Annotated in this window: 13 protein-coding genes; 8 read left to right on the forward strand and 5 right to left on the reverse strand. The window is 31.1% G+C overall.

Going from position 1 to position 13936, the window contains the following annotated elements:
• Positions 1-46 precede the first annotated feature (46 nt).
• Positions 47-1468 carry an ATP-dependent RecD-like DNA helicase gene (locus AB3G39_RS10035; protein WP_367770037.1) on the forward strand — a complete coding sequence of 474 codons (1422 nt, stop codon included), beginning with the start codon at positions 47-49 and terminating at the stop codon, positions 1466-1468.
• A gap of 13 nt (positions 1469-1481) precedes the next feature.
• Here AB3G39_RS10035 and AB3G39_RS10040 read toward each other — a convergent pair whose 3' ends face one another.
• Positions 1482-1844, reverse strand: a complete 363-nt coding sequence (locus tag AB3G39_RS10040) for a winged helix-turn-helix transcriptional regulator (protein ID WP_367753196.1) — start codon at positions 1842-1844, stop codon at positions 1482-1484.
• Between the two features lie 118 nt (positions 1845-1962).
• On the opposite strand from AB3G39_RS10040, the gene AB3G39_RS10045 reads away from it, so the two are divergent.
• The 3 genes from AB3G39_RS10045 (at position 1963) to kdsB (ending at position 4589) form a co-directional block, all read left to right on the forward strand.
• Positions 1963-2841, forward strand: coding sequence for an SDR family oxidoreductase (locus AB3G39_RS10045; RefSeq protein ID WP_367770034.1), 879 nt, complete (start codon positions 1963-1965; stop codon positions 2839-2841).
• A 121-nt stretch (positions 2842-2962) separates the two neighbouring features.
• Entirely contained in the window at positions 2963-3793 is an 831-nt protein-coding gene (ygiD, locus tag AB3G39_RS10050) for a 4,5-DOPA dioxygenase extradiol (protein ID WP_367770031.1), read from the forward strand.
• Positions 3794-3863: 70 nt separating this feature from the next.
• Positions 3864-4589 carry a 3-deoxy-manno-octulosonate cytidylyltransferase gene (gene kdsB, locus AB3G39_RS10055; protein ID WP_369753838.1) on the forward strand — a complete coding sequence of 242 codons (726 nt, stop codon included), beginning with the start codon at positions 3864-3866 and terminating at the stop codon, positions 4587-4589.
• On the opposite strand, the gene AB3G39_RS10060 is transcribed toward kdsB, so the two are convergent.
• The 3 genes from AB3G39_RS10060 to AB3G39_RS10070 all read right to left on the reverse strand — a co-directional run bounded on the left by AB3G39_RS10060 (position 4590) and on the right by AB3G39_RS10070 (position 8121).
• Positions 4590-5300: a potassium channel family protein gene (locus AB3G39_RS10060; RefSeq protein ID WP_367753189.1), complete on the reverse strand. Its 711-nt coding sequence runs from the start codon at positions 5298-5300 to the stop codon at positions 4590-4592.
• 149 nt (positions 5301-5449) lie between these two features.
• Positions 5450-7327 carry a glycoside hydrolase family 3 protein gene (locus AB3G39_RS10065; RefSeq protein WP_369765075.1) on the reverse strand — a complete coding sequence of 626 codons (1878 nt, stop codon included), beginning with the start codon at positions 7325-7327 and terminating at the stop codon, positions 5450-5452.
• A gap of 128 nt (positions 7328-7455) precedes the next feature.
• Positions 7456-8121, reverse strand: a complete 666-nt coding sequence (locus tag AB3G39_RS10070; RefSeq protein WP_369765076.1) for a spermidine synthase — start codon at positions 8119-8121, stop codon at positions 7456-7458.
• A 61-nt stretch (positions 8122-8182) separates the two neighbouring features.
• Here AB3G39_RS10070 and AB3G39_RS10075 point away from each other — a divergent pair, with 61 nt between their 5' ends.
• On the forward strand, positions 8183-8734 hold the full coding sequence (locus AB3G39_RS10075) for a 1-acyl-sn-glycerol-3-phosphate acyltransferase (RefSeq protein WP_369753835.1): 552 nt from the start codon (positions 8183-8185) through the stop codon (positions 8732-8734).
• Between the two features lie 34 nt (positions 8735-8768).
• Here the strand turns inward: AB3G39_RS10075 and AB3G39_RS10080 are convergent, their stop codons facing one another.
• Positions 8769-9218, reverse strand: a complete 450-nt coding sequence (locus tag AB3G39_RS10080) for a helix-turn-helix domain-containing protein (protein WP_369765077.1) — start codon at positions 9216-9218, stop codon at positions 8769-8771.
• Positions 9219-9528: 310 nt separating this feature from the next.
• Here AB3G39_RS10080 and AB3G39_RS10085 point away from each other — a divergent pair, with 310 nt between their 5' ends.
• From AB3G39_RS10085 to AB3G39_RS10095, 3 genes are all read left to right on the forward strand, one after another.
• Entirely contained in the window at positions 9529-10683 is a 1155-nt protein-coding gene (locus AB3G39_RS10085) for a M14 metallopeptidase family protein (protein WP_369765078.1), read from the forward strand.
• A 77-nt stretch (positions 10684-10760) separates the two neighbouring features.
• Positions 10761-11240, forward strand: coding sequence for an Lrp/AsnC family transcriptional regulator (locus tag AB3G39_RS10090; protein ID WP_007139244.1), 480 nt, complete (start codon positions 10761-10763; stop codon positions 11238-11240).
• A gap of 101 nt (positions 11241-11341) precedes the next feature.
• Complete coding sequence (locus AB3G39_RS10095) at positions 11342-13927, forward strand: phosphoenolpyruvate carboxylase (RefSeq protein ID WP_369765079.1); 2586 nt, start codon at positions 11342-11344, stop codon at positions 13925-13927.
• Positions 13928-13936: the final 9 nt, after the last annotated feature.

Raw genomic sequence — 13936 nt, forward strand, 5'->3', positions numbered from 1 at the left:
ATTTCATCCTTATATTTGAAGTTCATTTTACAATAACAAAGCCCAGATGAATTCTTCCTTGTTCTATAGCCTTTTACGAAAACAGTTTCCTTTTGCTCCTACATACAATCAGGATATTTTTTTTCAAAAAATCGCCATTTTTTTAACGGATACGCACAATGACACTATTTTTGTACTTAAAGGATATGCTGGAACTGGAAAAACGACTGTGATTTCTACTATTGTAAATAACCTATTAGAAATTAACAAAAAGTACGTTTTACTGGCGCCTACAGGTCGTGCTGCCAAAGTAATTGCTAATTATTCGAACAAGCCTGCTTTTACGATTCATAAAAAAATATATTTTCCAAAGAAATCTTCGGGAGGTGGAGTGTCGTTTACTTTGCAACCCAATAAACATAAAAACACCATATTTATAGTCGATGAAGCTTCTATGATTTCGGATACGAATTCCGATTCTAAAATGTATGAAAACGGATCGCTACTAGACGATTTGATTTCTTATGTCTATTCAGGAGCCAACTGTAAAATGATACTCTTGGGAGATACCGCACAATTGCCACCGGTAAATTTAGATATCAGCCCTGCATTAGATATTCATACTTTAAGTATCAATTACAATAAAGAAGTCGAGCATATTGAACTCAATGAAGTAATGCGTCAGGAAGAAGGTTCCGGTATTTTATATAATGCTACGGAGCTTCGTACTTTATTGGAAGATTCTTTTATAACCGATTTTAAATTTGATGTCAAAAAATTCAAAGATATTGTTCGGTTAACAGATGGATATGACATTCAAGATGCCATTAATTCTGCATATAGTAATTATAGTATTGAAGATACGGCTTTCATTGTTCGGTCGAATAAAAGGGCCAATCAATACAACGAACAAATACGAACCAAAATTCTCGATAAGGAAAGTGAGTTGTCTACAGGTGACTTTTTAATGGTAGTAAAGAATAATTATTTTTGGCTAAAAGATTCAGATGAAGCTGGTTTTATTGCCAATGGTGATATTATTGAAGTGCTGGAGATTTTTAAAATTCAAGAATTATACGGTTTTAAGTTTGCCAAAGTAAAAATACGAATGGTCGATTACCCAAATCAAATTCCGTTTGAAACCGTTTTATTATTAGACACCATAAAAAGCGAATCTCCATCTTTAACGTATGAGGAATCCAATAGATTGTATCAAGAAGTATTGAAAGATTACGAAGGAGAAACTAAATACAAGCAGTTCCAAAAAGTAAAAGCCAATGAATATTTCAACGGATTACAAGTAAAGTTCTCATATGCCATAACCTGCCATAAGTCACAAGGAGGGCAGTGGGATACGGTTTTTATTGAACAACCTTATTTACCTAATGGAATAGATAGTGATTACATTCGATGGTTGTATACGGCAATTACAAGAGCAAAGAGCAAGTTGTATTTGATTGGGTTTAAAGATGAGAATTTTGTCGAATAGATAATATTGAGGTCTACTTTTCCGCAAGTACTGTTTCCCTATGTTGCAAACCCCATTCTAGCATTTTATCTAAAACATCACCTAAGGATTTAGCTGATTCTGTTAATTCATATTCAACTGCTATTGGTATCGTATCATAAACAGTACGTTTCACCATTCCGTTCATTTCTAGATCTTTCAATTCCTTAGATAACATTCGTGGTGTGATTTTAGGAATATTGCGCAGTATATCAGTAAATCGTCTTTTTTCAAATAGTAATGACCCAATAATAGGTAGTTTCCATTTTCCACTAATGACATTCAAAGTATCATTTACAGCCAATACAAACTGAATTGGACATGCTTTTACATCTTTAAAGCTTATTTTATTTTCCATAGCTCCTTATTTTACTGATAGTATACTAAAGTATATCGATATACTTTAGTATATCACTATACTTTAAGAAGCAAAGGTAGTTATCTTTGTATTAGAAATAATATAAATACAAAAAATAATGAATACAAAAATTTTGGTCACAGGAGCGACAGGTAATTTCGGAAAAACAACAATTGATTTTTTGTTGAAAAAAGAAATTGCAGTCTCCAATATTTCAGCCCTAGTTAGAGACGAAGGCAAAGCAGCTGATTTGAAAGCAAAAGGAATTACATTAAAAATAGGGGATTACGATAATTATGAATCGTTGTTAGCTGCATTTCAAGGAATTGATAAATTATTATTGGTTTCAGGAACTGATTTAGCTAATCGTAGTAAACAACAGTTAGCTGCTGTAAAAGCGGCCAAAGAAGCAGGAGTGAAGCATATTTTGTATACTAGTTTTGAACGTAAAAATGAATCTGATAGCTCTCCAATTGCCTTTTTGGCCAAATCACATATTGATACGGATAATGCTATTAAGGCAAGCGGAATGAAGTATACTATTTTTAGAAATAATTTATACCTAGATGTTTTACCTATGTTTTTAGGTGAGAAAGTTTTAGATACTGGAATTTATTTTCCAGCAGGTGAAACTGCTGCTGCATATGTATCTAGAAATGATTTAGCTGAAGCTGTTGCTACTGTTTTAATAACTGAGGGTCATGAGAATAAAGAATACGGGATGAATAATGTCGAAAATTATTCGATGCAAGAAATTGCAGATACTCTAAGTAAAATTACAAATACTACTGTAAATTATATAAGTCCTGACCCTAAAGATTACGAAGCTGTTTTGACTCAGGCAGGAGTTCCAGGGGAATATATTGGAATGTTTGTAGGTTTTGCCGAAGCGATAAAGCAAGGTGAGTTTCAAGCAGAATCTTCGGACTTAGAAAAATTGTTAGGAAGAAAACCGATCACATTAGAAGCTTTTTTGAAACAAGTTTATTCAAAATAAAAATATAGATTTTTTTGATTTATAAAAAATGGGCAATTTAATTTGTCCATTTTTTTATAAAATGAATCTTTATAAAAGAAAAGATTTTTACATTTAATGATTATTAGGACAATTACTTGATATGAATACTTTAAACGACTTACATAAAATTTCTAGTTCTTTTTCGAATACCGAAAAAATGCCTGTCTTATTTTTAGGACACGGGAGTCCAATGAATGCAATTGAAGAAAATGAGTTTGTAGCCAATTTTAGAAATTTAGCCAAAACATTACCAGAACCCAATGCTATTTTGTGTATTTCGGCACATTGGTTTACTAATGGCACAAAGGTTACTGCAATGGAAATGCCAAGAACAATTCACGATTTTGGAGGTTTCCCTCAAGCATTATTTGATGTGCAGTATCCTGCAAAAGGAAGTCCTGAACTAGCAGTAGAAACTACCAAATTATTGCTTCCCACCGAAGTGGAACTTGACGAACATTGGGGATTAGATCATGGTGCTTGGAGTGTAATTAAACATTTATATCCAGATGCTCATGTTCCTGTAATTCAGTTGAGTATTGATTATACTAAACCAGGGAAATATCATTTTGAATTGGCTCAAAAACTCAGCGCTTTGCGTACTAAAGGCGTTTTGATAATTGGAAGTGGAAATATAGTTCATAATTTAAGATTGGTTGATTTTCAGAATTTCCATAGAGATGATTATGGTTACGATTGGGCGATTGAAGCAAGAGCTACAATAAATGATTATTTGCTAGATGGAGACTTTCAGCCGCTTATTGATTTTGAAAAACAAAGTAAAGCCTTTCAATTAGCGATACCTACACCAGACCATTATTTGCCTTTGATTTATACTTTAGGACTAAAAGGAAAAACCGAAGAATTAAGTTTGTTTAATAATAAACTTTTAGCGGGTTCGTTGAGTATGACTTCGGTTAAGATTTTATAAAATAAAACTTATATTTGGCGCACTAAATTAACTTTGTATTTTAGCGCCTTCATGGCAAAATAATAATAAAATGAAAATAATAGCAGTCATTCCCGCCCGTTACGCGTCAACTCGATTTCCAGCTAAATTAATGCAGGACTTGGGAGGCAAAACGGTAATTTTAAGAACATATGAAGCAGCCATCAATACCAATTTATTTGATGATGTATTTGTAGTAACCGATTCAGATTTAATTTTTGATGAAATTGTTGCTCATGGCGGTAAAGCGATTCGTAGTATCAAAGAACACGAGTCGGGGAGTGATCGAATTGCTGAAGCTGTTGAAAATCTAGATGTAGATATCGTAATAAATGTGCAAGGTGATGAACCATTTATTGATGCGGAACCTTTGGCAAAAGTGATTGAAGTATTTAAAAATGATTTGGATAAAAAAGTAGATTTGGCATCCTTAATGCGCGAAATTACTATTGAAGATGAAATTAACAATCCCAATAATGTAAAAGTAGTTACCGATCAAAATCAATTTGCTTTGTACTTCTCGCGTTCAGTAATTCCTTATCCAAGAGAGAAAAATGTAGGTGTGCGCTATATGCAACACATAGGAATTTATGCTTTTAGAAAACAAGCGTTGTTAGATTTTTATAGTTTACCTATGATGGCATTAGAAGCATCTGAAAAACTGGAACAACTTCGCTATTTGGAATTTGGTAAACGCATAAAAATGGTAGAAACTACCCATGTTGGAATTGGTATTGACACCTTGGAAGACTTAAAAAAAGCTAGGAAAATGTTGTAATTAGGCATCGTTATCTTGGTCAAAATACCCTTTAGACTTTATTTTAGTAGAGAAAAAATTCAAAAATAGTACTACATATAATAGTACCAAAAGAGATTGCATACTCACCAAAAACTTACCAAAGGTTTTAACAGGATAGTAGTCGCCAAATCCTATGGTTGATGATGTTACAGTACTAAAATAAATAGCATCAAACCAATGATGAAAAGGTCTATTTAAATAATTATCGCAAGTATATAAAACGGCAAAAGCAAATACCATTTCTAAATAATTAAAGAAAAGTAACAACATTGATCTTTTGTAAGAACGCGGTTTTGAAAATAAATCGGAAGCAAAAATCAAGGTTGGGATATACAAAACGGTTTCTAGCATTACATAAACCATAATGCCAAGAAGTAACGGGTTCGTTTGCCATTCATTCATTAAAATAGTAAGAGGAAGTGCTACCTTTAGCAAAACATAAAAATCAACAGCCAAATCTTCATATTCAGCCCCTTTTTTAGAAACTAAATATTTGATATAAATACCAGGAAAAAACAATTGAGAGGAGGAAAGAAACAAGCGCACAATTTTTTCAATTCCATTGTCATCCTGATGGTCGTTGTTCCAGATTGCATTTATATTTTGAATTCGTTTTTGAATAGGATTAAATTTTGGTTTTCCCATTTTGGCTACATTTCCTAAAAGTAGTTTCCGTACCGTTTTTTTCATCCAAATTTAGTTTTACTGTTCCTACCGAAAGTACAAAATAATTAGTTTAGATTCCATCTTTAACGTGTTGAATTAAAATCAAAAAAAATGCTTCATATTTATAGAGAAGCATTTTTTAGAAACATAATTAACTAACAACAATTAAAAATCTAATAACTCAATCCAAAACCAAAATGGTATAAAGGATCTTTAGAGTCATAAGGCACATCTTCTTTTTGATTTCTTACCGCTTCCATCGAAGACGGAAGCTCAAAAGGTAATTTTCCTTCGGGTTTAGCATTTCCAAAAATCACATCCAATAAGGCTGCATCGCTAGCGCCATAATTTCCAAAAACACCTTTGGCTGCAGCATTAATCTCAGGAAAAACAGCAGGACGATCTAAGTAAATATCAACAATAGTAGGAACTGTTTTACAAAGTGTAATTACGTCTTCTAGGTCTTTTCCTTTAAAATCTAAATCTCCGTGATGAAACCCTTTGGCAAAAGGATTATCAGTTTCTAATGGTACCCATGGAGTATTCAAGCGTATAATAGCAACATCTGCTTGTTCAGGAAGTGCTACAATAAGTCCATATTTAGAAGCTATTTTAGGATCAATATTTTTTACATAAATCTTCAATTTTGCCACAGCAGTTAATGGAAGTTTAATGTCATTTTTTAATAAAGTCATAGAACGACGTTGTGTTTCGTCACCTAATTTTCTAAAATCGGCACGACCTACAATTTGGGTTGCTTTTTCTACATCAACGTATGGATTATCAAATAAACCTAAAGTAAATTTTTGTCTCAACAAACGTCTGATAGATTGGTCAATACGAGACTCTTTTATTTGTCCTTCTTTAACTAATTCAACTATATATTGCGGGCAATTTTCTCCACCAAATTGATCACAACCAGCTTCAATTATTTTTTTTACCCGTTCTTTTTCACTAAGGTTTTCAACCCCCCAAGCACGTGCCGGCCATACAACAGGACCCATTTGAGTATCAGTAACTAAACCCCAATCAGTACAAACTACACCATCGTATTTGTATTTATCACGTAAAAGTCGTGTAATAATGTCTTTGTTATAAGAGAAACCTACATTCTCAGAAGTTTGTTCCATTGGCACACCATAATAAGGCATAATTGCAGCTGTATGTGCATCGAAAGCCGCTTCGAATGGAATTAAATGATAATTGAAATTATTACCTGGATATACTTGTCCTTTTTGATATTGAAAATGAGGATCAAGTCCTTCTTTTTGAGGACCTCCACCAGAAAAGTGCTTGGTCATAGTTGCTACACTGTTTACATCTAATTTGTTTCCTTGAAAACCCAAAATGTACGCTTTAATCATTCGAGCAGAAAGATTGGCATCTTCTCCAAAAGTCCCACTAACACGAGGCCAACGCGGTTCCGTTGCTAAATCAGCCATAGGATGTAACGCTTCACGAATTCCAACAGCTAGGTATTCTTGACGTGCAATATCACCAAACTTTTGCATTAATTGAGTGTCATTAATTGCTGCAAAACCAAGTTGTTCAGGCCATTGTGAAAATCCATTTGCTTCCATAGCGAAAACATTATTACTAAAATAATGACGAGGATCAGATGCAATTGTAACTGGAATTCCAAGACGAGTACCTTCGGCTACTTTTTGAATGGCATTGTAGCCCATAGCTATTTCTTTAACATTGGGTGCTTGCCAATAATTAAAGTGATTCATTTTTTTATTTTCAATCAATTCACGAGGAGAAGGAAGCCGAGCTGCCATACCAGTTGCACCTTCTTTTTTATCAATAGTACCATCGGTGTTAATTAGCGTTCCGTTAATAAACATCATCCCTGCTTTTTCTTCTATATTCATTAAAGAAATCAAATTACTGATTCTTTTTTCGATAGGAAGTTTTATATTTTCATAAGGATCCATTTTTCCGTTTTTGTTTAAATCACGGTATTTTGGGGGATCAATAAATGACATTAGAGTAATACTGGATAAAACGGTTAATGTCAAAACAGTTTTTTTAATATTCTTTTTTTTCATGGTACAAATAATTAACTTTTGTAGTAACACTAATTTATATGTGTTAGTATGACGCAAAGTACATTTAATTATTATAATAACAAAAAAAATATTAATTTTTTTATGTATCAATAAAAAGAAAGCAAAACTTATATTAATTTCTCGATAACGATTAATTCATTATGATTTTCAACCCTGGGAATGGATTTGATTTTAAAATGAATAGTATCAAATTCAGCAATGTATTTCTCATTTCTTACATCATCTTTTTTATCCAAAAGCATAGTGTTGAAGAGAACAAATCCTTTGCTTTTAAGTAGAAAACAGATTCTATTGATAAAAAAAGATTCAAATAAAAAATTAGGCATCTTAGTATCTTGGAAGATGTCAATAATAATCAAATCATATTTATTTTTTGTTTTTAATACAAATTCAAATGCATCATCAATAATGATTTCAAGTTGGTCAATTTTATCTAGGTTAAAATATTGATTGGCTATATTAATTATATCTGAATCGATTTCTACTCCTGTTATTTTACCTTTATAATCTATTTCATCAACCAAAGTTTTAATTACACTACCTCCTGCTACACCAAGTACTAAAATATGTTTCATAGGTGTAATGTTATGAAATCCTATATTTTTTAAACCTAATCTTAAAATGCGCTGTAAACTGCCATAAGAGTAGTTTGTGTTTTTAGAATCTAAAACTAATTCTCCATTGGCCCAGGTAACCTCTAGTGATTTGCTTAAAGCAGATTTTTTGGTATGAATTTTTATAGGAATAATATAACTCAATATTTTTTTCAGCATCAATTGCAGTTTTTATCTAAATTAGTTTAAAATTATATACTTTGCACAAAATTACGTAGGAATGAAGAAACAAATATATAAATGTATATTTTTCAAGCTTATGGGCTGGAGAATTGTTGGCAGTATAGATGCAAATATAAAAAAGTGTGTGATGATGGTAATGCCACATACAAGCGCACATGATTTTTACTTAGGGATATTCACAAGAGGAATAACTGGTTTAGATATGAATTGGGTAGGTAAGAAAGAGTTATTTCGTTTTCCTTTTGGTTATTATTTTAGATATATGGGAGGGGAACCTTTAGACAGATCTGGAGGATTAAATAAAGTTGATTCAATTGCTGCTATTTTTGAAAGAAGAAAAACGTTTCGATTAGCAGTTGCTCCTGAAGGGACACGTAAAAAAGTAAGCGAACTTAGAACAGGTTTTTATTATATCGCTTTAAAAGCAAATGTTCCAATAATTCCAGTGACATTTGATTTTGGAAAAAAAGAAGTCAATTTAGGCTTACCATTGATGCCGACAGGAAATTTAGATGTAGATATCGAAATTCTAAAAAAACACTTTATTGGAGTAGAAGGGAAAAATCCAGAATATGGATTTAAAATGTAATTGATGCTTTTGCAATTTTCAAAATACAAATTATTTATTGGGGTTTGAAAATTTTAAAAGTTCCATCTTTAAAAAAAAACACGATTTTATCCACATCTCCAGAAATGATTTCACTTTCAACATTTGGGAGACTTTCTTTATCATTTTCATTTTGAGAAAATAAGTTTTCAGGAATTGAAGATGCTGCTGTTGGAGTAGTGTGATTTAATTTTAATTCAGGAGTTACACTATTTTCAACTACTAGATCTTTATCTCCATTTTTTGGAAAACTTCCTTTTCCATTTAAAATCCAATACAAATCTACATCAGGATATTCTTCCAAAATTTTCAAAATAAAATCAAGACTTGGTTTGTTTCTTCCTGATAGAAGGTGAGACAAACTAGATCGTTGTACGCCAATTTTATCTGCAAATGTAGAAGCATTAATACTATAATATTCAAGTATAATTTCTAAACGTTTTATAAAATCCTCAGTGTTTACCATTGTAAATTACCATTCCGGTTAATAGAATTACAAATGTAAATAAAAAACAGCTAAAAGACAATATTACATATGTAAATAATAAAAACGAGTATTTAAATAGTAAATAATAACATTACATAAAGTTATGTAAGTATCTGATTATTAATAAATAGCAAACTATATTAACACGAGTGACAATTGTTAATAAACAGTAGCAAAATTAGCAATCAAAGTAGAATAATACTGTTTACAATTATAATTTAAACCCAAATAATTAAGTTTACTTTTGTAAAAATAAAGTTGTTTACTTTTGTAAATTAAATAATATACTATGAATTTAGAACAATTATTCGTTGAAAATAAAGAAGCGTCTATCGAAGGTAGGTATCTAACTTTGGAATCAATTGAACCTTTATTAAAAAAATTAAATTCAAATAACCAGCTTTCGGTTATTGGAAAATCGGTTCTTGAAAAACCAATTTATAAATACCAAATTGGAAATGGAGATACCAAAATATTTCTATGGTCTCAGATGCATGGAAACGAAAGTACCACTACAAAGGCATTATTTGATTTTCTTAACTTATTAAATAGCAGAACTGATCTTGCTGAAAAATTGCTTTCTACTTTTACTTTTTATGCCATACCGATTCTGAATCCTGATGGAGCAAAGTTGTATACACGTGTAAATGCAAATTCAATTGATTTAAATAGAGATTCCCAAGATCTTTCCCAACCAGAAAGTAGGGTGCTTAGAGAGGCGTTTTTGTCTTTTAAGCCTGACTATTGTTTTAATCTTCATGATCAACGTACAATTTTTGGCGTAAGTGACACAGGTAAAGTAGCTACAGTATCTTTTTTAGCACCATCTTATAATGAAGAACGAGATATAAATGACTCTCGACTTAAGGCAATTAATCTTATTGCAGGTATTAATTCTGTATTGCAACAATATATACCTAATCAAGTAGGGAGATTCGACGATTCTTTTAATATAAATTGCATTGGTGATACGTTTCAGTCATTAGGAGTTCCAACTTTATTGTTTGAAGCGGGGCATTTTAGCAATGATTATAATAGAGAAAAAACCAGAAAATATATTTTCATGTCGTTACTTTCGAGTTTTACGATACTTTGCGAAAACGATATAGTTATCAATAGAATTAATAATTATTTGAACATTCCTCAAAATAAACCCGTTTTTTATGATTTTATATATAAAAATGTCAAAATAAATTATGATGGTATTGAAAAAATAACGAATTTTGCTGCACAATACAAAGAAGAATTAATTGAAAATAAAATTTATTTTAATGCTTATATTGTAGAAATTGGCGAGTTGAAAGGTTATTACGGTCATTTTGAGTATGATGCTAAAGGTGCAGTGTATAAAGATGATTTAGATAATTTTCCGAAATTAAATCAAAAAGCTGATTTTTATTTAGATAAAAGCTTGAAATTTGTTAACGGATTGATAAAAAAATAATATTTTTAGTCTTTTTGTTGTTTTTATGTATATTTTTATACTTTGTTATAGCGAGTAATAATATTAATTAAAGAAATATGAGTAAATTCCGTTTAGATGAAGTAGATCATCAAATTTTGGATATGTTGATCGATAATACAAGAGTTCCTTTTACAGATATTGCAAAAAAATTGTTGATTTCTGCAGGAACAGTTCATGTTAGGGTAAAAAAGATGGAAGACGCTGGAATTATAATGGGGTCTTCATTAGTACTTGATTATGATAAATTAGGCTATTCTTTCATTGCTTATGTAGGAGTTTTTCTTAATAATACATCACAGACCAAGTTTGTTTTACAACGTATCAATGAAATTCCATTTGTTACAGTAGCTTCTGTGACTACGGGAAAATTTAATATTTTTTGCAAAATTAGAGCAAAAGATACCAAGCATGCAAAAGATGTTATTTTTATGATTGACGATATTGATGGTGTTTACAGAACCGAAACTATGATTTCACTTGAAGAAAGTATCAATGATAAAAAACGCTTAATGCATACTATTTTTAAAAATATGTAATTAAACTTGAATGCTATATTTTAAATATAACCTCAAGTTAGTTCTTGGGGTTATTTTTTTATAACTATTTTCTATTAAACCAAACCAACTATAACAAAATTATGTATACACTACCTAAAATTGAACGTTTCAATCAAAATGTTCTTTCAAAATACAACATTTACAATAGTGTTTTTATCACTTTACCATTTGATTCTATTGATAATACAGGAGTTTTACTTCCTTTATTTACGGAAGTTTGTGAAACAGGTTTTAAAAAGCAAGAAACTCCTAAAGAGATAATTGAATTTTTCTCTCAAAAATATTTACATAGCTCAGTTGAAGCCGATAAAATTGACTTAATGTTTCGTTTTATCCAGTATATCGAGCGTCAAATTGTATTATTTGATGCAGTTGAAGATGCTGCTTTTCCTATTGTTAATAATATGGAAGGGAGAGGGTCTTTAAGAGATATTAAAGAAAAAGCAGATGCTAAGGGCAAGAAAGAAGAACTGATAGATTTCCTTGAAAATTTCAATGTAAGGACTGTTTTAACCGCTCATCCAACTCAGTTTTACCCAGGTTCAGTTTTAGGTATTATTAATGATTTAACGGAAGCTATTCGTGAGAATAAATTACTTAATATAAAACATTTATTAGCTCAATTGGGAAAAACTCCATTTATTAAAAATGAGAAACCAAATCCCTTTGATGAAGCGGTAAGTTTGATTTGGTATCTTGAGAATGTATTTTATAATACATCAGGAGATATGGTTCATTACCTTCAAAAAAATGTGTTTCAAGGTACTTCAATTCAGAATCCATTAATTAAACTTGGTTTTTGGCCAGGTGGTGATCGTGATGGTAATCCTTATGTAACTACGGATATTACATTGAAAGTAGCGGAACGTTTAAGAACCTCAATTTTGAAGTGCTATTACATTGAAATGAGAAACTTAAAAAGGAAGCTAACATTCTTTAACGTAGATGTTTTAGTTACTGAACTGGAACAAAAGCTTTACCGTTCTGTATTTTATTCTAAAGGGGAAATTTATATCACTTTGGATGAATTTAAAGCACAATTGAATAAGATTAAAGCTATTATTATTGAACAACATCAATCTTTGTATTTAGATGAATTAGATGCGCTTCTTATTAAAGTTAATTTGTTCGGTTTCCATTTTGCTACATTAGATATCCGTCAAAACAGTAAAATTCATGATGCTGTATTTAAAGATGTATTTGATTTCTATTTAAAATCGGATACTTTAGTTTTTCCTGAAAATTATTACGATTTAACAGAAATAGAAAAATTTGATGTTTTATCTAATGTAAAAGGAGATTTGAATCCGAATGATTTTGAAAACGAAATTACAAGATCAACTATTGAATCTATTCAAGCAATCAAAGTGATTCAAGAAAATAACGGAGAATTTGGAGCTAATCGTTACATTATTAGTAACAATGAAAGCGCACTTAATGTAATGGAGACATTCGCTTTGATTCGTTTAAGTAATTGGGAAACTCCTACAGTAGATGTTGTTCCTTTGTTTGAATCAGTAGATGATTTACTTGACGCGCATAATGTAATGGAAAAATTATACACTAATCCAATGTATGCTAAACATCTTGTTGATAGAGGAATGAAGCAAACTATTATGCTTGGTTTTTCTGATGGAACCAAAGATGGAGGGTACTTAATGGCCAATTGGAGTATTTATCAGGCCAAAGAAGCGCTAACTGCTATCTCAAGACAGTACGGTGTAGATGTTATATTTTTTGATGGACGTGGCGGGCCTCCAGCGCGTGGTGGAGGAAAAACACATAAGTTTTACGCTTCATTGGGTCCAAATATTGAAAACAAAGAAATCCAAATTACAGTGCAAGGACAAACAATTAGTTCAAATTTTGGGACTTTAGATTCATGTCGTCATAATTTAGAAAACTTATTAAGTGCTGGTGTTACGAATCAAGTATTTAGTAAAAACAAAAATATTTTATCTAGTTCAGAAAAAGAGGTAATGGACCATCTGGCCAACTTAGGATATCAAAAATACCTGAGTTTTAAAAATCACCCAAAATTCATTCCGTATTTAGAGCAAATGAGTACGTTGAAATATTATGCTAAAACAAATATTGGAAGCCGACCTTCAAAAAGAAGTAAGTCTGCTCAACTAGATTTTGCTGATTTAAGAGCAATTCCTTTTGTTGGTTCTTGGAGTCAGCTGAAACAAAATGTCCCTGGATTTTACGGAGTAGGTACAGCTTTAAAACATTATGAAGATACAGATCAATGGGAAAAGGTTCAAGATTTATATGACAATTCATTATTTTTCAAAACATTATTGGAAAATAGTATGATGTCCTTGGCTAAGTCTTTCTTTCCGTTAACGGCATATATGAAAAAGGACCCTCAGTTTGGTGAATTTTGGCAAATAATCTATGATGAGTTTTTAGAAACTAAACGATTATTACTAAAAATTGCAGGTCATACTGAGTTAATGGAAAACTATCCTGATGGTAAAGCATCTATTCAAATAAGAGAACGTATTGTATTGCCATTGTTAACAATACAACAATATGCTCTACTTAGAATAAATGAATTAAATAAAGAAAGTGTTGTTGATGAAAAGCTAATTAAAGTGTACGAAAAAATTGTAACACGTTCGCTTTTTGGAAATACTAACGCAAGTAGAAACTCCGCTTAATTAAAAAAA

The organism is Flavobacterium sp. WC2416, from assembly GCF_041200095.1.
In the GTDB taxonomy this organism is placed as follows: domain Bacteria; phylum Bacteroidota; class Bacteroidia; order Flavobacteriales; family Flavobacteriaceae; genus Flavobacterium.

Coding starts and splice junctions, on each gene's coding strand:
- AB3G39_RS10065 (WP_369765075.1), bottom strand. CDS start 7,327: ATGAAAAAAAAGAATATTAAAAAAACTGTTTTGACATTAACCGTTTTA.
- AB3G39_RS10045 (WP_367770034.1), top strand. CDS start 1,963: ATGAATACAAAAATTTTGGTCACAGGAGCGACAGGTAATTTCGGAAAA.
- AB3G39_RS10040 (WP_367753196.1), bottom strand. CDS start 1,844: ATGGAAAATAAAATAAGCTTTAAAGATGTAAAAGCATGTCCAATTCAG.
- AB3G39_RS10060 (WP_367753189.1), bottom strand. CDS start 5,300: ATGAAAAAAACGGTACGGAAACTACTTTTAGGAAATGTAGCCAAAATG.
- AB3G39_RS10035 (WP_367770037.1), top strand. CDS start 47: ATGAATTCTTCCTTGTTCTATAGCCTTTTACGAAAACAGTTTCCTTTT.
- AB3G39_RS10090 (WP_007139244.1), top strand. CDS start 10,761: ATGAGTAAATTCCGTTTAGATGAAGTAGATCATCAAATTTTGGATATG.
- AB3G39_RS10080 (WP_369765077.1), bottom strand. CDS start 9,218: ATGGTAAACACTGAGGATTTTATAAAACGTTTAGAAATTATACTTGAA.
- ygiD (WP_367770031.1), top strand. CDS start 2,963: ATGAATACTTTAAACGACTTACATAAAATTTCTAGTTCTTTTTCGAAT.
- AB3G39_RS10095 (WP_369765079.1), top strand. CDS start 11,342: ATGTATACACTACCTAAAATTGAACGTTTCAATCAAAATGTTCTTTCA.
- AB3G39_RS10070 (WP_369765076.1), bottom strand. CDS start 8,121: ATGCTGAAAAAAATATTGAGTTATATTATTCCTATAAAAATTCATACC.
- kdsB (WP_369753838.1), top strand. CDS start 3,864: ATGAAAATAATAGCAGTCATTCCCGCCCGTTACGCGTCAACTCGATTT.
- AB3G39_RS10085 (WP_369765078.1), top strand. CDS start 9,529: ATGAATTTAGAACAATTATTCGTTGAAAATAAAGAAGCGTCTATCGAA.
- AB3G39_RS10075 (WP_369753835.1), top strand. CDS start 8,183: ATGAAGAAACAAATATATAAATGTATATTTTTCAAGCTTATGGGCTGG.